19 protein-coding genes are annotated in these 20917 nt (G+C 46.7%); 9 read left to right on the forward strand and 10 right to left on the reverse strand.

Annotated features, from left to right (window positions below):
* Positions 1–14: 14 nt before the first annotated feature.
* Positions 15–275 (forward strand): YheV family putative zinc ribbon protein, encoded by a 261-nt coding sequence (locus AABA11_RS01085; RefSeq protein ID WP_265730233.1) that lies wholly within the window; start codon positions 15–17, stop codon positions 273–275.
* Positions 276–330: 55 nt separating this feature from the next.
* Here the strand turns inward: AABA11_RS01085 and AABA11_RS01090 are convergent, their stop codons facing one another.
* Both AABA11_RS01090 and AABA11_RS01095 read right to left on the reverse strand, forming a co-directional pair.
* A complete protein-coding gene (locus AABA11_RS01090) occupies positions 331–870 on the reverse strand; it encodes a DUF3750 domain-containing protein (RefSeq protein ID WP_338264711.1) in 540 nt (179 codons plus the stop codon).
* 180 nt (positions 871–1050) lie between these two features.
* Entirely contained in the window at positions 1051–1689 is a 639-nt protein-coding gene (locus tag AABA11_RS01095) for an NAD(P)H-dependent oxidoreductase (RefSeq protein ID WP_265730234.1), read from the reverse strand.
* A gap of 223 nt (positions 1690–1912) precedes the next feature.
* Between AABA11_RS01095 and sstT the strand changes: the two genes are divergently transcribed.
* A complete protein-coding gene (gene sstT / locus AABA11_RS01100) occupies positions 1913–3136 on the forward strand; it encodes a serine/threonine transporter SstT (protein WP_265730235.1) in 1224 nt (407 codons plus the stop codon).
* A gap of 93 nt (positions 3137–3229) precedes the next feature.
* Here sstT and AABA11_RS01105 read toward each other — a convergent pair whose 3' ends face one another.
* Positions 3230–4879, reverse strand: coding sequence for a methyl-accepting chemotaxis protein (locus tag AABA11_RS01105; RefSeq protein ID WP_338264715.1), 1650 nt, complete (start codon positions 4877–4879; stop codon positions 3230–3232).
* Between the two features lie 213 nt (positions 4880–5092).
* Here AABA11_RS01105 and AABA11_RS01110 point away from each other — a divergent pair, with 213 nt between their 5' ends.
* Both AABA11_RS01110 and AABA11_RS01115 read left to right on the forward strand, forming a co-directional pair.
* On the forward strand, positions 5093–6319 hold the full coding sequence (locus tag AABA11_RS01110) for an MFS transporter (protein ID WP_338264716.1): 1227 nt from the start codon (positions 5093–5095) through the stop codon (positions 6317–6319).
* Between the two features lie 115 nt (positions 6320–6434).
* Positions 6435–6953 carry a glycine cleavage system transcriptional repressor gene (locus tag AABA11_RS01115; protein WP_265730292.1) on the forward strand — a complete coding sequence of 173 codons (519 nt, stop codon included), beginning with the start codon at positions 6435–6437 and terminating at the stop codon, positions 6951–6953.
* 56 nt (positions 6954–7009) lie between these two features.
* Here the strand turns inward: AABA11_RS01115 and AABA11_RS01120 are convergent, their stop codons facing one another.
* Positions 7010–8566, reverse strand: a complete 1557-nt coding sequence (locus AABA11_RS01120) for a cryptochrome/photolyase family protein (protein ID WP_265730291.1) — start codon at positions 8564–8566, stop codon at positions 7010–7012.
* A gap of 321 nt (positions 8567–8887) precedes the next feature.
* Here AABA11_RS01120 and AABA11_RS01125 point away from each other — a divergent pair, with 321 nt between their 5' ends.
* The 3 genes from AABA11_RS01125 to AABA11_RS01135 all read left to right on the forward strand — a co-directional run bounded on the left by AABA11_RS01125 (position 8888) and on the right by AABA11_RS01135 (position 13099).
* Positions 8888–9859, forward strand: coding sequence for an IS5 family transposase (locus AABA11_RS01125; protein WP_067038543.1), 972 nt, complete (start codon positions 8888–8890; stop codon positions 9857–9859).
* Between the two features lie 159 nt (positions 9860–10018).
* Positions 10019–11056 (forward strand): methyl-accepting chemotaxis protein, encoded by a 1038-nt coding sequence (locus AABA11_RS01130; RefSeq protein WP_338264724.1) that lies wholly within the window; start codon positions 10019–10021, stop codon positions 11054–11056.
* 6 nt (positions 11057–11062) lie between these two features.
* Positions 11063–13099, forward strand: a complete 2037-nt coding sequence (locus AABA11_RS01135) for an EAL domain-containing protein (RefSeq protein ID WP_265730289.1) — start codon at positions 11063–11065, stop codon at positions 13097–13099.
* Positions 13100–13117: 18 nt separating this feature from the next.
* Here the strand turns inward: AABA11_RS01135 and AABA11_RS01140 are convergent, their stop codons facing one another.
* From AABA11_RS01140 to AABA11_RS01150, 3 genes are all read right to left on the reverse strand, one after another.
* Positions 13118–14626, reverse strand: a complete 1509-nt coding sequence (locus AABA11_RS01140) for a cryptochrome/deoxyribodipyrimidine photo-lyase family protein (RefSeq protein ID WP_265730288.1) — start codon at positions 14624–14626, stop codon at positions 13118–13120.
* A gap of 11 nt (positions 14627–14637) precedes the next feature.
* A complete protein-coding gene (locus AABA11_RS01145) occupies positions 14638–15957 on the reverse strand; it encodes a DASH family cryptochrome (RefSeq protein ID WP_265730287.1) in 1320 nt (439 codons plus the stop codon).
* A 118-nt stretch (positions 15958–16075) separates the two neighbouring features.
* Entirely contained in the window at positions 16076–16459 is a 384-nt protein-coding gene (locus AABA11_RS01150) for an MAPEG family protein (protein ID WP_265730286.1), read from the reverse strand.
* 202 nt (positions 16460–16661) lie between these two features.
* On the opposite strand from AABA11_RS01150, the gene AABA11_RS01155 reads away from it, so the two are divergent.
* Entirely contained in the window at positions 16662–17003 is a 342-nt protein-coding gene (locus AABA11_RS01155) for a zinc ribbon domain-containing protein YjdM (RefSeq protein WP_110574595.1), read from the forward strand.
* 82 nt (positions 17004–17085) lie between these two features.
* On the opposite strand, the gene AABA11_RS01160 is transcribed toward AABA11_RS01155, so the two are convergent.
* Positions 17086–18012, reverse strand: a complete 927-nt coding sequence (locus AABA11_RS01160; RefSeq protein WP_265730285.1) for a DMT family transporter — start codon at positions 18010–18012, stop codon at positions 17086–17088.
* Positions 18013–18122: 110 nt separating this feature from the next.
* Between AABA11_RS01160 and AABA11_RS01165 the strand changes: the two genes are divergently transcribed.
* Positions 18123–18980 (forward strand): LysR substrate-binding domain-containing protein, encoded by an 858-nt coding sequence (locus AABA11_RS01165; RefSeq protein WP_265730284.1) that lies wholly within the window; start codon positions 18123–18125, stop codon positions 18978–18980.
* Here AABA11_RS01165 and AABA11_RS01170 read toward each other — a convergent pair.
* Positions 18966–19247: a Fis family transcriptional regulator gene (locus AABA11_RS01170; protein WP_265730283.1), complete on the reverse strand. Its 282-nt coding sequence runs from the start codon at positions 19245–19247 to the stop codon at positions 18966–18968. The genes AABA11_RS01165 and AABA11_RS01170 overlap by 15 nt on opposite strands.
* A complete protein-coding gene (locus AABA11_RS01175) occupies positions 19240–20907 on the reverse strand; it encodes a KAP family P-loop NTPase fold protein (protein ID WP_338264728.1) in 1668 nt (555 codons plus the stop codon). Before AABA11_RS01175 ends, AABA11_RS01170 begins: the two co-directional genes overlap by 8 nt.
* Positions 20908–20917: the final 10 nt, after the last annotated feature.

Genomic DNA, 20917 nt, shown 5'->3' on the forward strand with positions numbered 1-20917 from the left:
GAAGGTATAAGGTTATGACAGTAAAACGCTTTATCGCTGGGGCGGTGTGCCCTCGTTGCAGTGAGATGGATAAGATTCGTGCATGGCGCGATGACGACGCTGAAAAACAATATCGTGAATGCATTTCTTGTGGTTATACGGATGAGCAATCGACCATTGTTCAGGCGCAGCCAACGGAGATTCCAACTCGAGTGAATCAGCCTCATAGCAGCGCGCCAGAAACGGAAGAGGTAGTGATTAACTTCATACCGAATCCGGGAATGACCAAGCACTGATGACGTACAGAGAGTGAAGAAAAAGCGGACTGATCGAGAGGTGAGTCCGCTTTTTTTATTCGTTGTCTGCGTAGCCACTGCCGATGGCGCTGAAAGGCATATCAAGATTGAGCTCGGGTACTTGTAAACCGATCCAAGTGGGAAACGTGTTGCTGTTTGGGCCGGGGAATACGGTGTATTCGTTTGCCCAAGGGTAACGTTTTACAGCGGCGTTTATTTTTGGAATCAATGCTTCGGCTTTTGGGCCAACAAGAGACAGTACTTTTTCTGGCTTGGCGCCAAACCAGTAACGATCCGGCGTCGGCGTTTGGTATTCCGAAAGGGCAGGAAGGTCTCGATTTACTCGCCAACCAACCACTTCATGTACCGTGTATTGCGCGGCATTTTTTTCCTTGGTTGCGACCCAAGTGTGAACCGCAAACCAGCCGCGCCAGCTGTAAGCGTCGGCGGCATAAAATTCGATAACCGCGTCTTTCTCTGTTTCAGGCGATGGTGCGATGCCAGCAGGCTCGCGACTGGCGGTACGCCAACTGTCATTGGAAGAGCACGCGCTTAAAAAAAGCGAGATAAAGAGCAGTCCGACATATTTTGCCATGCTTTGTCCTTGGTCTGTTGGGGATTTTATTGCTAATAACATACGCAAATTTTGGTGTATTCGGGTCACTATTTGTGACTTTGGGCGACTGTTCCCTATTTTTTGCTAAATTTGAAAAATGGGCAAAAAAAACGCCAGAAGACTGGCGTTTTGGCGTTGTTGCTTCAATGAAACAGCAAATTAGTTCATTTCAGTAATAAATTCTTCTGTAGAACGACGTACTTTTTTAAGGTCTTTCAACCAGTCACCTTCGTCGGCGCGGTAGCCCAAAGGAAGCAGGATGACAGAGCGAAGTCCACGCTCTGTAAGGCCCAGAATTTCATCCACTTTTGCTGGATCGAAGCCTTCCATTGGTGTGCTGTCAACGCCTTCTTCGGCCGCTGCAATCAACGCTGTGCCAAGGCCAATATAAGCCTGACGTGCTGCATGTTGGTAATTCACTTCGGCATCACGTGGAGGGTAAGCGCCAAGGATCATTTGGCGGTAGTTTTCCCAACCTTCGTTTTTAAAACCACGTTCGTCGTTGACAAGATCGAACATCTTGTTGATTCGTTCTTCTGTGTAGTTGTCCCATGCCGCAAACACTAAAAGGTGAGAGCCGTCGGTGATTTGTGCTTGGTTCCATGCGTGAGGCACAATGGCTTCGCGAAGTGCTTTGTTTTTTACCACGATGACTTCGTATGGCTGAAGGCCGCTTGATGTCGCGGTAAGGCGGATGGCTTCTAAAATACGATCTACTTTGTCTTGCTCAACCGCTTTGCTTGAGTCCATTTTTTTTGTGGCATAACGCCAGTTCAATTTTTCTAACAGGTTTGACATTTTTATTCCTTAAATCGGTGTGTGTATGGCATCAATATTGGACTTAAAAGAGGGAACTTCAAGCGTTGCTTTGAGCATAAAGTAAGGAAGTTGAATGATCGGTTAAATGTGGAACTTGGTTGAGATATGGCATTAATATCCGAGATAACGCCCTAAAATGGTTCATTTTTTTAGTCGGATGCAGTAAGGTGCGGTTCCGAAAACTTCAATGGACCCCTTTCTAATGACGTTAACCCCTAAACCATCGCTGTTACAGCGCTATTTGCGTGGTAGTTTGGTGCTGCAAATTGCCATCGGTATTGTCTGCGGTATCGCCTTGGCGTATCTCTCGCCAAGTATTGCGCTGTCGACCACATTGTTGGGCGATTTCTTTGTAAAAGCGTTAAAAGCCATTGCGCCAATTTTGGTCTTCTTATTGGTAATGGCGTCTATCGCTAACCATAAACAGGCTCAACAAACGCATATTCGTCCTGTTTTGGTGTTGTATTTGTTTGGTACCTTTATCGCGGCGTTAATCGCTGTGGTGTTCAGTTTTGTGTTCCCTACGCAATTGCATTTGGTGTCGCCAGATTTAAGCCAAAGCGCTCCTCAGGGTGTGGGTGAAGTCCTGCGTACATTGGTCTTTAAAATGGTGGATAACCCAGTGAATGCTTTGGTTCAAGGCAATTATGTGGGCATTTTGACGTGGGCGATTGGTTTTGGTTTGGGATTGCGTCATGCGTCTGAATCCACAAAAGCATCATTGCAACATCTGGCGACCAGTGTGACCAGTATTGTATCGGTCATTATTCGTTTGGCCCCGTTTGGTATTTTTGGCTTGGTGGCGAGTACGATCGCAGCCACAGGCTTTGATGCCTTATTGGGTTATTCGCATCTATTGGCGGTGTTGGTTGGTGCCATGCTGTTTATTGCGTTTGTCACGAATCCTTTATTGGTTTTCTGGAAAATTCGTCGCAATCCGTATCCATTGGTATTTAAGTGTTTAAGAGAAAGTGGCGTTACGGCTTTTTTCACTCGCAGTTCGGCGGCCAATATTCCGGTTAACTTAGACCTTTGTAAGCGTTTGGAGTTAGACGAAGACACTTATTCTGTGTCTATTCCATTGGGTGCGACCATTAACATGGCTGGCGCTGCGATCACCATCACGGTATTGACGCTTGCGGCGGTGAATACGCTGGGCATTTCGTTAGATTTTGGAACTGCACTGTTGCTCAGTATTATCGCTGCAGTGTCGGCGTGCGGTGCGTCTGGTGTGGCGGGTGGCTCGTTATTGTTGATTCCATTGGCGTGTAGTTTATTTAACATTCCGAATGACATCGCGATGCAAGTGGTGGCGGTGGGCTTTATCATTGGTGTGTTGCAAGATTCAGCCGAAACCGCGTTGAACAGTTCAACCGATGTCTTGTTTACAGCCGCGGCGTGTTTGGAAAATACCAAAAACCCATAAGTCGGTATTTGGCTAAAACGCAAAAAAGGGAAGCACTGGCTTCCCTTTTTTGTGGCTAGAATCGTCGATTCTGCGGCAGACAGACCAAAGACGTTAAAGCTTAAACTGTGTCACCAGTTGATCCAGCTGGGCAGACAATTTTTGCAAATTGGTGCTGGATGCGGTCAGTTCATCGGCAATTTCTGAGGTTTCTGTTGTGAGTTGGTTGATTTCTTCGACGTTTTTACTCATGTCGTTCACCACAAGGGATTGTTCTTCTGTGGCGGTGGCAACTTGAATGTTCATGTCGCTGATTTGACCAATATGCGCGGTGATTTGTTCCAACGCGCTGTTTGCTTCGTTGGCTTGTCCCACTACTGTGTTGCTTTGGTCTTGTCCTGACTGAATGGTAGCAACCGTCTTGGCGGACTGTTCTTGCAACTGATCAATCATCTTCTGGATTTCATCCGTGGAGGCCGCTGAGCGGCTAGCAAGATTTCGTACTTCATCGGCCACGACGGCGAATCCTCGCCCTTGTTCACCTGCACGAGCCGCTTCAATCGCTGCGTTTAGGGCGAGTAGGTTGGTTTGTTCTGAGATGCTGCGAATGGTGTCCAATATGCTGCCAATCGAATCGGTTTGAGTCGCTAATGAGCCAATGTCCGAGCTGATGTGCTGAATTTCTGTCGACAATGATGTCACGCCTTGACGTGCTTTTGCCACTAATCCCGCGCCTTGATGGGCTTGTTTGTCAGCTTCTTGTGCGGCTTTTGCCGCTTGGGAAGCGTTCTCGGCGATGTTTTCTACCGTCGCGCCCATTTCATGAATGGCGGTGGCGATGTGTGTGGTTCTGTCGCGTTCATTTAGACAATTCGTGTGTGTGGCTTTGGCTTTTGCAGCGACATCGTTGGCCGTGTGAGCCAGTTGGCGCGAATTCTCTGCGACGTTTTCGATGGCCGTACGAATCTTGGTAGTAAACTGGTTGAAGTGTTGGGCAATGTCGCTCAGCTCGTCTTTGCCTGACATGGACATGACTGAGCCAAGGTCTAATTTGTCACTGGCGCTGGAAATGTGTTGTTGTAGCGAGGATACTCGTTGGTTAAGACGTCGTAACATTAGCCATGCCAAAAGAATGGACGCTGCCAAAGCGATGACGATTAACACCATCATGTTGTTTCGGCTTTTTTCGTAATTTGCTTGGCTTTGGGCGTAGCTTTGTTGTCCTTGTTCAAGCAACTCATCCAGTATTGTGTTGACGGCTTTGCGCATAACGCCATAGCTGTTGGCGTACTGGTTTTTGTAAATGTCTTGGGCGACTGCCATTTGATTTTTTTCCATGGCCGCCAGCATTGGAGACAATTCGTCGCTTTTTACCTTAGCAAAAATATCGATCACCTTTTGTACTTCTGCGCGCATTTTGGGTGTGGCTTGCGACTCTAACGCTTGCTTGAGTGCCATGTCCATTTCTGGAATGTCTTCGGTGCGAGTTTCTTTGATGCGCGTAATAACGCCTTTTTTATCCTGCATGGCGGGGACTTCTTGCAGCAGAATGATGTCTATGCCGACTCGCATGCGAGGGATGCGCGATGCCACTTCCGCCAGAGAACGCATTGGCGCGCTGGTGTTCTGGGCAAGTTGTTTGGTTTGTTCTTGTGCGCTGGAAAGGCCGCTTAGACCCGCCCAACTGACCAGTAAGAGCACCAAACAGGGCAAAGCAATAACGGACACGAATTGCGATTTTAACGACATATTGTTGAATATCACGATGAATTACCTGCTAGTAGTTATTGTAATTAGACGCTTGGGGTAAAACCTTTAGAAATGATCTATTCACAGCATAGAATGTGACAAGTTGATTGTAAAAAGATCTTTTGCAGCAACGCCATTTTTTACGGTGTTTTCCACGTAATATACCGGTGAAAGCATGCCATTTAATGTCAAATTCACACGTCATGCTAAACCTATAAGGAGCCTGTGTTGAGTAATGCATTTCGTTCTTTGTCTAATCCGAATTATAAGCTGTGGTTTGGTGGGGCGATTGTTTCCAACCTAGGGACTTGGCTACAACGCACCGCGCAAGATTGGATTGTGATTGCGGAGCTGTCAGATAAAAACGCCTCCGCGGTGGGACTGGTGGTGTTTTTGCAATTTGCGCCGCAAATTTTGTTGTTGCCCATTACCGGTTGGGCAGCGGATCGAATGGACCGCCGTAAGCTGCTGTTTATTACCCAAAGTTTGATGGCGGCTTTGGCGTTGATACTGGGGTTGTTGGTGTTAAGTGGTCATGTTGTGTTGTGGCAAGTGTGTGCGTGTGCGTTTGCGTTGGGCTGTGTTGCTGCTTTTGATGCGCCTGCGCGACATGCGTTTGTTTCAGATATTGTTAGTGAAAAAGAGTTGTCGAATGCGGTTGGGCTGAATTCCGTGTCCTTTAATTCGGCTCGTTTGGTAGGCCCTGCGGTGGCGGGGATTTTGATCGCTCTGATCGGTACCGGCTGGGTATTTATGATCAATGTTTTGTCGTTTATTCCTTTGTTGATCGCCTTGCATCGCTTCAAAAAACGTTTGCCCAAAGTCGAAGCTGACAACACGAAAGCCTCTCCCGATGTGGCGAAATTTCTCGATGGTTTTCGTTATATTTGGCAGCATCGTGAAATGGCGGTGATTCTGGTGATGTCCTTTCTTATTTGCAGCTTGGGAATGAATTTCTCGGTTTATCTATCGGCGATGACGGTGCATGTCTTTCAAGGCCATGCGGATCAATACGGTTTCTTGATTTCTATGATGGCGATTGGCTCCATAACGGGGGCGATGGTGACCGCCAGCCGTCGCTCGTCGCCGTCGTTCCGTTTTATGATTTATGTGGCGGCGATGTTTGCCGTGAGTTGCTTTTTGGTGGCGATCAGTACGTCGTTTTGGGCGTTTGCAGTGTTGTTGATTTTGCTCGGTCTGAGCTTGCAATTGTTTACCACCTCGACGGCGTCGTATATGCAAGTGACCACTGAAAAACGTTATCGTGGTCGTGTCATGGCGGTGGTATTAGCGACGGCATTAGGTAGTACTGCGTTGGGTGCGCCTTTGGTCGGTTGGATCGCTGACTTTTTGGGTGCGCGATGGGCGATTGGGATGGGCAGTGTGACTGGCGTAATCGCGGCGGGTTTGGGCTTTTGGTTTTTGCGCAAGCAAGCCCAGGCAGAGCCCCGCTAGCATTGAGCTTGGACTGTTTACTCTGTTTTGGGGTTTTCTTGGCACTCTTGGGGAATTGAAGTAATCTTCATTTAAGCTGTTCTGAATAATTCTAATAATATTGATGGAGAAGTGTATGTCGCAGCACCTTGTATTGAGCTTTATTGGCGAAGACCGTCCAGGCATTGTTGAGCGTCTTTCCGACACCATCGCACGTCATCATGGTAATTGGTTAGAAAGTCGCATGGCGCATTTGGCCGATAAGTTTGCCGGTATCCTGACCCTGTCTGTGCCGTTGGAACATCAGGAAGCGCTGGTCGGTGCGTTGCGTAACTTTGAACAACTGGGACTGCATGTCACCGTTGAGCTGGCTAATCAAAACGCATCAGAGGGTTCAACGTTGTCGTTATCCGTGGTTGGCAATGATCGTCCTGGGATCGTCAAAGAAGTGTCTCAAGTGTTGCATTCATTAATGGTTAACGTCAAAGAACTCACCACTACGTGTGAACCAGCGCCGATGAGTTCCGATATGCTGTTCAAAACGGACATGGTGCTGGCTGTGCCAAATGACCTGCCTTTGGCTGACCTAGAAGCCGCGCTAGAAAAAATCAGCAGTGATTTAATGGTGGAATTATCCGTTAATCAGTTTGCTTAGTTATAAATGTCGTATAGCGCATATTCGTGAGATTTTTTGAGCGTTGAAGAACGCTGTTACAGCGCTTCAATGTTTTCTAAACACCATTCGGCTCTTTCTAAGACGGCGTGCTTTTGCGCGTCGTCTTGTTTGTCCCAGTTGCCGTAAATCATGCCGATGCGAGGATTTCTGGCGAGACGCTCTCGATGTTTGACCATAAAACGCCAATACAAGCTGTTGAGCGGGCAAGATTCCTCACTGGTTTTTTCTTTTACCTTGTAGTGGCAATCTCTGCAGTAATCGCTCATTTTCTGCATATAACTGCCACTGGCCGCGTAAGGTTTGGAGGCAATCCAGCCGCCATCGGCAAATTGGCTCATGCTTCGCGTATTCGGCAGTTCTACCCATTCGAGTGCGTCCACATAAATCCCCAAATACCACTCGTCCACTTGTTCTGGCTGGATTTCTGTTAACAGGCAAAAATTGCCCGTCACCATCAGTCGTTGAATATGATGGGCGTAAGCGTAATCGAGGGATTGCCCAATGGCGCTGGCAAGGCACGCCATGTTGGTGTGTCCTGTCCAGAAATAGCTGGGTAAGTCTCTTTCGGCGCGTAGCGCATTCTGCTGTTGATAATCCGGCATGTTAATCCAGTACATGCCACGAACGTATTCACGCCAACCGAGAATTTGTCTTACAAACCCTTCTATTTGCGCAATGTCGATGGTGTCGCTTTCGTGATAAGCCGCAACCGTGGCTTTGATGACGTGTTTTGGGCTGATCAATTTGACGTTCAGTGCAAACGACAATCGGGAATGGTACAAGCTCCAGCTGTGTGGTGTTTGGTTTGTCATTGCGTCTTGAAAGCGGCCAAAGTTTGGTAGCAAATGTTCACAGAAAAACGTGAGCAAGTTCAATGCGTCTTGGCTTGTCACAGGCCAAAGCAGACTAGATTCCGCTTTGCCAATAGATGGGATTTGGTGATGTTGTATGCGCTTAAGTAAATGCGTCACATCGTGCTGAAAACACAAAGGTTCTGGAATGTCGGCGAGGTCTTTGGCTTTGAGTTTATTGCGATTGGCGTTGTCGTAGTTCCATTGGCCGCCTTCAGGTTCTCTATCGCCTGCCATCAATATATTAAAGCGCTGACGCATTTTGCGATAGAAGTGTTCCATCCTAACGGTGCTTTTTGCTTGGAAAAAATTCGGAATGTCGTTGAAGGGCAATAAAAAATGCTCGCTGTCGACCATGCTAAATTTGGGTTGGGTGCTGGTGGTGATCAAGTCGTGATATTGCTGGAGAACACGGTATTCATCAGGACGCTGCAGCTCAACATGGCCAATATTATGCTGTTTGGCCAGCGATAAAATGACCTCATCTAAAGGCTGTTGTTGCGTATCATCTAAGGTCAGATAACACACCTCATGGCCGTTCTCTTTTAGGGCGCTGGCAAAGCGCTCCATGGCAAGGAAAAACGCACAGAGCTTTTGAATGTGATGTTTCACATAGGTCGCTTCTGGGTGCAGCTCGGCAATCAAGTAAAGCACGCCTTGATCCTGCTGTTTGAACCAAGAGTGCGCGGCGTTCAGTTGATCGCCAAGGGTGACGCGCAGTGTGTGATAAGCGTTGCTCAATTTACTCAGCCTTTGTACTTCATTGTTTTGATAAATGTTATTACGCAGGCAATCCGTTTTTGGTTTTATGCCCTAGCTGAAGGGTAGGCACAATCGATTGAAAAAGGCGTTTCTGAAAAGATATAAATGTAACTAATTGTAGTGATTTGAAAAGAAATGATAGTCAAATCACAAAATTAGATAAATGACAATGACTCCCATTTGGATAATGAGTTAAATAAAATGATATAAATCAATAAAACATCACTTACTAGGGAAACTGCGATTAAGTCCCCAATATGAGACAATGCCGATCTGACCATTACCTCAAGACCGAATGACATGAATCAGCTTTCCTTCGCCGATACCGAATTTACCAGCAAACGCCGCAAGACTCGCAAAGAGCTCTTCCTTGGTCGGATGAATGAGCTGATTCCATGGCTACAGCTCGAAGCTCAGATTGAGCCGTTTTACCCAAAAGCTGGCAATGGTCGGCGTCCATACCCTCTCGCTACCATGCTGCGCATTCACTTTATGCAGAACTGGTACAACATGAGTGATCCAGCGATGGAAGATGCCCTTTACGAGATCACCTCTATGCGGCTGTTTGCTGGCCTATCATTAGAAGGTGCGATCCCAGACCACACGACCATCATGAATTTCCGTCACCTGCTTGAGAAGCATAAGCTGGGTCGTAAACTCTTCAAAGAAGTAAACAAATGGCTGTCTGATTCTGGCACCTACTTTAAAGAAGGGACAATCGTTGATGCGACGATTATTGAGGCAGCAAGTTCCACCAAAAATAAATCTAATGCACGCGATCCCGAAATGCACCAAACGCAAAAGGGAAAACAATGGTTCTTTGGCATGAAAGCTCACATCGGTGTTGATGCAAAGCGTGGGTTAGTTCACAGCTTCACCACGACGCCTGCCAATGATCACGATTTAAACCAGTTGACGGAACTTCTTCATGGCAATGAGTCATTTGTATCGGCGGACTCTGGCTACCGTGGCGTAGAAAAGCGCACAGAAACAAAAGATAAGAATGTCGATTGGTTAGTAGCTGAGATGCCCAGCAAGATACGTGCTTGGAAAAAGCACCCCCGCCTCAACAAGCAGCTGATCCGAACGGAATACTTAAAGGCGAGTATCCGAGCGAAAGTCGAGCACCCGTTTAGAATACTGAAATGCCAGTTTGGGTTCCGCAAAGTCGTCTACAAAGGCCTGTCTAAAAATGACAACAAACTCGCCGTGCTGTTTGCACTTGGAAATTTGTTACGAGTAGATCAGATGATACGTTCTGCACGGGGTTAATCCGTCCAAATAACGGTTGTAAGGTGCTTGAAGTACCTTACAAGTGGGTTAAGTGGTGATTAAATGTCGCTTCTGAGGAAATACTGTCACAAGCTGAATGTCAGCTAAAAATTGTCTTACTTGTTCGTATGTTCCCTAAGCTCTTTCGAAAGCGCGTTGATGGTATTCGCATTTTTATTGTCTGTGTATGTTGTGGTTTTAAAGCGCCAACAAGGGCATTTTTTAAGGTATTTACAACATAAACTAGGCAAAGCCGCATTCAAACACCCTGTCGCAACGGCGACTTATACCCGCCAATCTTCCACTATTGGTGATATTTCAGTAGGTATTAAAAGTTTACATTCCAGACTGGGCACCATACTTACTCGAATTGAAAACGGCGCTTCTGATGTCGAAAAAGAGATGAAGGTGTCCTACTCTTCTATTTCCAATGCCAAAGCCAAAATACAGCACCAGCAAGAGGAAACCGACTTAATCGCGACCTCAATGACGGAAATGTCGTCTACTATTTCAGAAGTGTCGCACAATATTGCAGAAACGGCGGAGTACGCGAGCAAAGCGTCTGATATTACTCAAAACGCCGCGATTGCAGGCAATGACGCAAGGCTATCGATTGAGACATTAAACGCCACGGTAATGAGCATTGGCGAGTCGGTAAATCGCGTGGCGGCGCTGGCGGAGAAAATATCCACGTCGAGTAATTTGATTGATCAAATTGCTGAACAGACTAATTTATTGGCCTTGAACGCGGCTATCGAAGCCGCGCGCGCGGGTGAGCATGGTCGAGGGTTTGCCGTGGTGGCCGATGAAGTGCGGCATCTGGCATCCAAAACACAATCATTAACTCAGGAAATCGACAAAGCCATAGAAGACCTACTAAATGGTGTGAAAGCAACCTCCAAAGTGGCCGAAGAAGGCGTGATGATGTCGAAAGAAAGCCTAAACAAAGTGGCCGTAGAAGACGAGCTGGTAAAAGAGGTCAATGTGGTTGTCGGCGAGATCGCTGCGCGTTCATTACAAATGGCCGCTGCCACTCAGCAGCAATCTATTGTGATTGAAGAAACCAGTCATCAAGTACACAAGATCGCGAAGTTAGGGCACGAAAACACACAAGAAATGGAAGCTACCGAAGCGTCTCTTTTACGCTCGACAGAATCCACTCAAGCATTGTACGAATTGGTGAAAAGGTTCAAGTAACAGATTATGGCGATAGACAAGGAAGGCTCCCTTTACAAAGCACTGTTTGAAGCGGCTGCGGATGGCATCATTATTATAAATGCACGAGGCATTATTCAATCCTTTTCGCCTTCGGCTGAGTTGCTTTTTGGTTATAGCGAAGCCGACGTTTTTGGACAGAACGTGTCCATATTGATGCCAAAAAGTGACGCAGACCGACACGACGGCTACCTGAAAAACTATCTAGACTCTGGCAAAGCCGCGATCATTGGCAAAGGCCGTGAAGTGACCGCAATGAAAAAGAGCGGGCAACTTTTCCAAATGCATTTATCGGTCGGACGAGCTGAAACACCAGAAGGTCAGCCTTTCTTTGTTGGTATCTGTCATGATTTATCTATGTATCGAAATGTGGTCGAACAATTAGAACGAGTGGATGTTCGTTATCGAAATGTGTTTGATTCTGAAGGACTTTTTATTATTCGGATCTCTTTGGAAGGCACCATTATCCTGTCCAATAAGTCCTTTTCTCAGCAATTTCATACACACCAACTCGCCGGGGATGACTTTTTGGGATGCGTGGCAGGGTCTTCAAAAAGAGACGCGAAGTTGCTGTTTTCGTTGTCTGAGAACGGTTTTAAAAATGAATTAAAAATGTCCTTGATGATGAAAGGTTCTTCGTCTCATACGGAAGTGGAATGGCGCTTTAAATTAGTCAAAGACAACATAGGTTGCCACATTCAAGGGGTGGGCATCGATGTGTCAGAAAAAATCGTCGCCGCCAACGAAGCTTTCTTCCTAAGAAACTTTGACTCAGTGACTAAACTGCCACAGCTTGATTATGTCCAACAGCTTTTTGACAGCAATCAAGCCGAAAACACCTTGTTTTGTTTTATGGTGTTTGAACTGACAGATTTCGATCGTATTCGAAAATTGAATGGAGAAGTCTTGGCCGATAAAATGTTGGAAGAATTGGCACGTTCCTTAGAAGAACGAGTCAGTTATTTGCATTGCAGCCGTTTACAAGCCAGCCGATTTTTGCTTATTTTCGCTGTGGACGCTACGCAAGATTTGGCGCAGCAAGTAGAGCAAAAAGCCACCGCGTTGCACACAGAATTACAGCGTACCGTCGGGGACATAAGCTCAGAAATTCGTGTTGGCAGTGCGTATTTTTCCAAACACAAAGACACCTTCAGTGACGTGGTTGAGTGCGCGTTGATGGCCATCGAATATTCCCGTCAAAATATGTTGTTTTTGTCCTGTTATAACGAGTCAATCCACCACGCCGCAGACCGTAAAAAAGGCATCCAAAAAGCGCTCATTAAAGCGATTAAGCATGCCGACATTGATGTGTATTTTCAGCCCAAAATCGACTTTAAGCATAATCGTGTTGCTGGTTATGAAGCTCTAATGCGTTGGTTTAGTGATGACTATGGCCTTGTTCCGCCTTGGGAAGTGATCGAAACCGCGCAAGAGTTGAACTTGTTGATCGAGTTAGACAAGTGTGTGATGAACAAAACCTTGTCTATCATCAAAGCCAATCCTTCTCTATTTCATGCCGAAACGCCAGTGGCGATTAACCTCTCTGCAAAAAGTTTTGGCATGAAGCGCATCATTGATGAGCTGATTGAAAAGATACACGAACTGGGCATTGACCCTAAATCGATCGAAGTGGAAGTCACGGAAGATGCCTTGCTCACCATTGGCGATCAGGTGAAGTCAAACGCCTCTGCGTTGCGTGAGGCGGGAATCAAAATCTGTTTAGATGACTTTGGGACAGGTTATTCCGCTTTGAGTTACTTGGGCAAATTGCCTTTGGATAACCTAAAAATCGACCGCAGTTTCGTAATCGAATCCGAGCAAGAAAGTGGCCGCTTGATGCTGGAAGCCATTGTTTCAATCGCAAAATCATTCCATTTAACGGTGACTGCAGAAGGTATTGAAACGCCAGAACAACAAGCATTTTTAGCGAGTATTGGCTGTGAATACGCGCAGGGTTTTTACTATTCAAAAGCCATACCAGTGACGGATATTCCGTCTTGGATTGCGTCTTATCAACAGGAATAACGGATTGACTTCAGGGTGTCATGTGGCTTCTTTTGGTGTGGTCTGTTTGACTTTCTTGTGACGGTTCGAGCGCACATGGGTAGCTAATATACGACGTTTTTCTTGCAGCACGTTTGGTTGTGAGCGATAGCCCCACAGCCTGTCTCTCGCCGCTTTGGCGGCTTCTTTAAGGTCAACAAGAGGCGCGGGGTAATCTTTACCAATCGAGCACCGATAAAGTGCCTCTTCCATGGGAGACATTTTCCAAGGTGAGTGAATCAAAGGTGCGGGCACTTCCTGCAACTCGGGCACCCAGCGGCGAATAAACGCTCCGTCAGGGTCTTGGTCTTGCGCTTGTTTAACCGGATTGTAAATCCGAATGGTATTTGCCCCCGTGACACCGGCCTGCATTTGCAACTGTGGGTAATGAATACCGGGCTCAAAATCGAGAAACAGCCTTGCGAGATGGTGTGTCCCCAAACGCCAATCAATATTGAGGTGATGGCACAGAAAGCTGACCAGCATGGCACGCATACGAAAGTTGATGTAGCCCGTTTTGTGTAACGCGCGCATGCACGCATCAACCATCGGGCAGCCTGTTCGGCCTTGTTGCCAAGCAAGCAAGTCGGCCTCGACACGATCGTCTTGGCGATAAGGAAATTGCTCGTAAGCGCGGTTGACTGGCTGATATTCCATACGGCATTCGCTCTCGAACTTTTGCATAAAATGGCAGTGCCAGTGCAGTCGTGAACTCAGCGCAATGAGCGTTCGCTTCCAGCCCGCGGTTTTCCAACGGGACAGGAGATCTTGATAGACTTCTCTTAGGCTGATATTGCCCCACGCTAAATAAGGCGACAGCCGAGTACAGGCCGATCGGCTGCTCAGCGGACTGGAAATGGCGCGGTAATAGTCTTTTCCTCGACCTTCATAAAAACTCTCTAAGGTTTTCCAAGCCAGTGTAGAACCGCCCGTTTGGATGCCTTTTTGTGGGGTTTGCCATGAGGTTGGGATGGCTGGCGTGGGTGTGTCAATGTCGTACCAGGTTATCGCTTTAAGGTCGATGTTTGCTAAGGGAGCTCGCATGATTTGTTGCCAATCTTCGTCCCACGTTTCCCGATTATGTAGTCCACGAAAAACAGCGCCAGTCGGCGATTCTTGCCAAGATATTTGCTGTTGGCGACACCAAGCTTTAATGTGCAAATCGCGCTCAAAAGTGACGCCAATGCCAATCTCTTCGCTACTGAATAACGCGCCAAATTGCGTGGTTTCATGCAGCGATTCAAGGGCAGATAGCGCGTCTTGCCAAACGATATGCAGGTGGCCACCATGGTTGGCAAGCTGGTGATGCATGTCTTCTAATGACTGCCAGACAAAGCGCCAATGACGCTCATCGTAATGGGGGTCGGCAATGAGGCTGGGCTCAAGAATATAGAGCAGAATGACGGGACTGCCCGATGCGATGGCTGACGCCAACGGCGGATGATCGCTGAGTCGTAAGTCGCGTTTTAGCCACACCACAACGGGTTTTGGCGCATGTTCAGTGGTCATGTTTTGGTGACTCATTGTGCAGGATAAATAGGCCAGTCCGCCGCATCGACCGAATCCAACTGCGTGTCACCTACGTGACCTTGCCATTTTTGAATAAACTGTTGAGTCGGGTCGTATTGTTCGGTTTGCTTTTGCAAATTGAAATGACGACCGCCTCTGGGGTCGGCGCCAACACCGGCGATGTATTGCCAATTCCCCCAATTGGAGCCGACACTGTAATCGAGTAATTGCTCTTCGAAATACGCTGCACCATAGCGCCAATCGATGCCCAGTTCATAGATCAGGCAACTGGCTGCAATTTGTCGGCCTCGATTGCTCATAAAACCTGTTTCATTAAGTTGCTTCATGCAGGCATTTACGATGGGATAAGGCGTGTTGCCTTGGCTCCATTTGCGAAAGCGTTCTGCGTAATAACTGCCTTGAGTGTGCTTTCCAGTTAAGCCGCCGGGCAAAAAAAGGCGTTTACCATAGCGCGTCGCGTACCAATGAAAATACTCGCGCCACAGCAGTTCGAAATAAATCCAGTACGTTGATTCGCTAGCGCCATGGTCGCGCTCATACACGTCTAGGCTGGCTTTGATTTGTCTGGCTGACACACTGCCTTGCGCCAACCAAGGTGAGAATTTGGTGGAGTTTTCCCAACCGTCTAATTCGTTACGGGTAGCCTTGTATTGGCTTGGCAGATCGGTGGAAAAATAATCGCTGAGCTGATCCATAGCGGCGCGTTCGCCGCCGGTGAATGTGTTGTGGTTGTCGATGGTTTTTTGTTGCCAAGGTCGCAGGCATTCAATGTCAAAATCTGGCATTGGTGACAATTTTTGTAGGCTTGGTAAAGGCGTAAAAATATCGACGTTCTCGACTAAGCGACGGAATTTCGAAAAGGAATCGGGCAGCTCAGTGATCTCAAAAGGCAACTCAGACGGTGTGAACAGACTTAAGCCGTGGTCTAAATGAATGCGCACATCTGGGAAGTGATTGGCGATGCGTTTTAGAGTTTGTTGTTCGTCCCAGCCACCATGATGATTGCGGTACAGGTGTGAAATGGGCACCGCATTGAGCAGCACGTTTAGGCTACTGAAAGCGTCCAAGGAACTCACAAACAAGGTCTGCCCCATTGCATTTAATTGCGCAGAGAGCTGATTCAACCCCTGTTCCAGAAAGCGCCGACGATTGGCCGACATGCCTTGCGTTGCGTATCGGCTTGGGCGCTGTTGATGTGGCTCGTCGCAATACAGACACACAAGGAAATCGACTTCCTGAACCGCTCGCCACAACATACTTTGATCAGCGCAGCGCAAATCATCCCCGAACCAAACCACGCCCAACTTCATTGCTTCATCCTATTGATTGCTATTCACTAACTTTAGTACGCAAAGAAGCCGGTGTTGGTTTAATTTTTTTGGCGGTTTAGCGTCAAATGAGGTTCAGTGTATCGGTACGCGAGCAACCCTATCCCAAAAGCAGATGCGCTAGAATCAGCAAGGCGGTCGTGCATAAAATAAAGAAGGTAATCATCATCCCGCCTTGGCGATAGATCAGCGGTTCTTTTTCTTGGCTGACGCCATAAGCGTGAATCAAGCGTCCAATGCACAACAATGCGCCCATAAGATGAACCAAAATCGGCGCCCCAGGCAGACTTTCGTACATCCATAGTAACAGCAGAGCAAAGGGCACATTTTCAGCAAAATTACCGTGCACGCGAATCGCGCGAGTCAAAAGGGGATGATCGCCATCACCAATGCCCACCTTGTATTTCATTCGCAGCTTGATGACTCGAAAGCTCAAAAAAATGTACAGAAAAACCAGCAGGGCCGCGTAAATAGGGGTGATCATTGGGAATCCTTATCTTTGCTAAATGGTGATTATTATTGTGTATCCAGTGTTGGGAAAAAGCGCCGTCTTGTCCATGTTTTTTCGTACTTTCGCTGAGTGACAAAGAAAATTGAATTTTTTTCCTCGTAATGAAAAACCTTATTAAGAATGAGGTTATAATGCGTCAAATTATTCCGTTTTACGTTAGAAGGTAGTGATAAATATGAGTCTTCCAAATTGCCCAAAATGCGATTCAGCTTACGTTTATGAAGATCAAGCTATGCTGATTTGCCCAGAGTGCGCGCACGAATGGAACCCAAATGAAGTGGTTGTAGATGAAGACGCTCTGATTATCAAAGACATGGGCGGTAACTTATTGCAAGAAGGCGATAAAGTCACTTTGGCAAAAGACCTTAAAGTGAAAGGCTCTTCTCAGGTGCTAAAAATCGGCACCAAAGCAACGATCAAGCGTCTTGTAGACGGTGATCACGATATCGATTGCAAACTGGATGGCGGCGGTGAAATGATGCTGAAATCACAATTTGTGAAAAAATCGTCTGTGTAGTTTTTGAACGAAATCAAAACACAAAAAAGAGAAAGCGAAGGCTTTCTCTTTTTTTTGACAAATAGACCATGACTCTTCTGTTTTAGGCTTTGCCCCATTTCCTTTTGACCGAAAAGGCACGCAGCGTTGCCAAGGGCACATTCCCAACCATCGTACCGGTGAGGATGAACAACAGCGCCAGAGTCAATCCGGTGGTCCATAACTCCCCAAACAAAGGTACAGCCAAGACGCTGGCAAATACAGGCACCAGCGCCATCAATCCGCCCATTTTAGTCGCCCCTAAACTGTGCACCGCGCGTCCGTAACAGACCATTTGTACCGTTGTTGCCATCACGCCTTGGTAGAAGGCTTGTAAACCGATCATCTCCCATGATGCCTCACCCAAATGATGCGGTAGAAAAAGCAAATACACAGGCGCAAACAGCCCCGTTGTGACGGCAATGATGCCCAATGTTGCTTGCCAAGGGGCGAATTTCCAGCGGCGCAATAACACGGTGAAAATACCCCAAAACACACACGCCACAATAAAGCTAATATCGCCTTGCCAATATGACGCGCCAGACAGCATGGTTTCGGTCAACAAAGCCAGAATCCCCACACTGCTGATACCAATGCCGATCCAAGAAGACACAGAATGGCGCTCGCCCGCTAAAAAATACGCAAACACCGCGATCATAATGGGCATCAAACCGGGCAGCAGTAACGCCGCATGGGTAGCGGGCGCCAATTGAAAACCATTGAACACAGACAGCGCGTAAGCCAATCCGCCGATACTGCCTAAGGCAAACATACGCCATTGCAAGATGGTTTTACGGTGTTGCCAAATAAACGGAAAAAACAACACAAAGGCCGTACCAAAACGCACCATCATCATGTCAGGTAAGGCTAAAGCCCCCAAAGCGCCCGCTTTTGACACCAAGATAAAACCTGTCCAAATCGCCACCGCCGCCAACGCATACCCCAGCCCGGCCAAGGGCACAGAAGGCATTTTTGCATTTGATTGAGTCATAATCTAAGCCTCTTTCGCTTTGAATTTTTCACAGTATAGAGGTATATTTCTTTCATTAATAACGAATTATAAAGAACATAACATTCATAAAAAATGAAGGTTTATAGACTGTGGATATTTCAGATTTGGTGGTGTTCAAGGCCGTTGTCGAGCACAAAGGCGTCACTCGGGCGGCCGAAGCCTTAAATCGAGTGCCGTCTAATGTCACCGCACGAATAAAAAAATTGGAAAGCGAGTTAAAACTCGACCTGTTTCTAAGAGAAAACAATCGCCTGTCTGTGACCTCGGCCGGGTTGCGTCTCATGGAGTACACAGACAAAATACTTCAGCTGCAAAAGAGCGCCATCGCCGAATTAACCCATACTGAACCCGCAGGGCTATTGCGCTTAGGGTCAATGGAAAGTTCGGCCGCGTCACGTTTGCCCAGCTTACTGGCGCGCTATCACAGCACTTTTCCTGCGGTACAGATTGAACTGATGACCGCCGCCTCCATGCCATTGATTAACCGTGTCATTGATGGTGAATTGGATATTGCCATGGCGTCAGACCCACCGGACGACCCACGAATCCATGCCGTTAAGTGTTTTGACGAAGAACTCGTACTCATCATGCCAGCAGCATGGGCAGCACAAGACACATTACCCGAATCCCTCACCATGGTTGGCTACAGCAAAGGTTGTTCTTATCGGCATCGATTAGAAACTTGGCTAAAACGCCAAGGCCGAGTGTGTGAAAAAATCATCGAAATCCCCAGCCACTACACCATGATTGGTTGCGTCATTGCAGGCATGGGCATCGGCATGATACCGCGCTCGTTACTTTCGCTTCATAAAACCGAAGGGCTGGCTTTTAGAACCATAGAAGCCGACATCGCCAACGCGCCAACTTACTTGGTATCGCGCAAAGACAACCCTTCCAGTGCCATCAGCGCGTTTGTGGAATGTACCTTGGGGTTAGATAAGCTCTAGTTTTAGTTTTTTACCTAACGCTTTCGCGGCATTATCCAAGGTATGAAGCGTGACAGACGTGTTGCTTGGATCAAGCAGTCGATCTAACCCCGAGCGGCTTGTTTTCATCAGCTGCGCCATTTTTGTTTTGGATAAATGTTCGTGTTCAATCTTTTGCTGAATCTGCCAAGCTACCACTCGTTTTATAGCCACAGCGTTGGCTTCAGCTAAGATACCTTCCTCTTCAAGGAAATCATCAAATGAAGAACCAATGTGTTTGTTAGTCATGTTCTGCGCCTTCTTCAATCAGGTCTAACGCGGATGCAAGTTCGACATAGTCTCGATATTCTGTGGCTTTAATGGAATCGACTTGATAGTGGATGTTTAGTATTTTGAACCATAGCAAACCTATTTTTTGTGGTTCATTTTTAGAATTTGTAATTAACGTTTTAAATAGATCATTTATAGGAGCTACTTTTTCATCATACTGTGAGCTATCGAGGCTTATGAATAGGACGCTCGGTCTGCTGAAAAGCTTTAAAAAGACTTCTGTTAGATAAAGCTTGAGTGATAACACATAAATATCAGGTCCATAAGTGTTTGCACGAGGGCTGTAATTTGAAGGAGTGAGTGTAGGTATAAGCTCCATTGGATTTATTTGCATTTTAATAAGTGACTCACAGCCCCCAAAATGGTCTTGTATGTAATCCTTAAGCTCAACGTCTTGACCACTTTTGTCTTGGTATTTTAGATCGCGAGCAATGATTCTTTTAAATCGTTTATGATCTTCTTCATAAAAGCACAGCAGTGTCGTTAGCATCAAAATATCAATTTTAGAGCCTTTAGACATGTTGGAAATGGTGGCGACCACACGGTCAGCGATTTGAATGGCGGTTCTAGGTGGCATTTTAAACGCATCTAAAATCACGGAAATATTGCTTAGCGTAATTTTTGCATCATCGTTGGGAGGAAGGATCTGAATACCTGCGTGTGCTAGATACTCGCCCGATAATTTGCTGATGTCGGTATGTACTTCCAAAAAGCTTTTTAGGTCTGGCGCTTTAAGGCTAAAGCGACTATTGAAGAAGCGGCCAAGATAAAGACGAGCATCAAACCCTTCCCCATAAATGGCTTTTACCGCATGTTGCAGTTGTTCAGTATCTGTAGCGACGACAAAGACAATGCCTTGGATGTCAAAGATGTGCTTGATGGTTTCGAGCATTTCCACAGCGTAACTTGGGCGGCAGCGATCTAACTCATCAATAAAGATAAAGGCTGGATAGGACAGTTTTTGTGTTTCAGTAACCGTTTTAACCCAATTTGCCACATGAATTTTTAAGTCATCAATGGCTTTCTTTTTACCATCATGTTCATCAATAAGTTGCTTCACCATTGTTGAGGCGAGCTCACTTAGATCAATGGGGTTCCCCTCGCCATCTTTGGCGTCTTTCAGTTCAGAGTCATTGTCAGCTTGTAGAAATGCTGCGAGATCCATATCCAAGTAGCGTTTCGCCATACTTCTGGCAAAGCCTGGAGCGGCCGCTTTTAGAAGCCCTAATGCTTTTTTTGGAAGTTGAATCTTTGGGCTGTTTTCAGGCATATCCGCCTGTTCTCTAAGCTGTTTGATGATGGACGAAATCGCCGTTATTAATGGATCATCAGAGTAGTCTTGTTGCCATGCATCGATATAAACCACAGGGAAGTTATTTTTTAAGTCGTTTGACCAGCGCTTTAGAAAGTAGGTTTTGCCAGACCCCCATTCGGAATTGAGGTTCAGTACATAATTACGCTTTTCATCGCCTGATTCTCTTGTTGTGTCATAACCTTGTCCCACGAGAAAATGGGTTAAAAACTCAGCGTATTTAGCACGGTTTAATGTGTCTCTAGGAAAAGACTCTCCGTCAAACTTCAGTTTTTCCGACCAATCTAAAAAAATATTTTTTTGCATTTTAGGCGTC

It is taken from the genome of Marinomonas pontica, from assembly GCF_036322735.1.
Classification (GTDB): domain Bacteria; phylum Pseudomonadota; class Gammaproteobacteria; order Pseudomonadales; family Marinomonadaceae; genus Marinomonas; species Marinomonas pontica.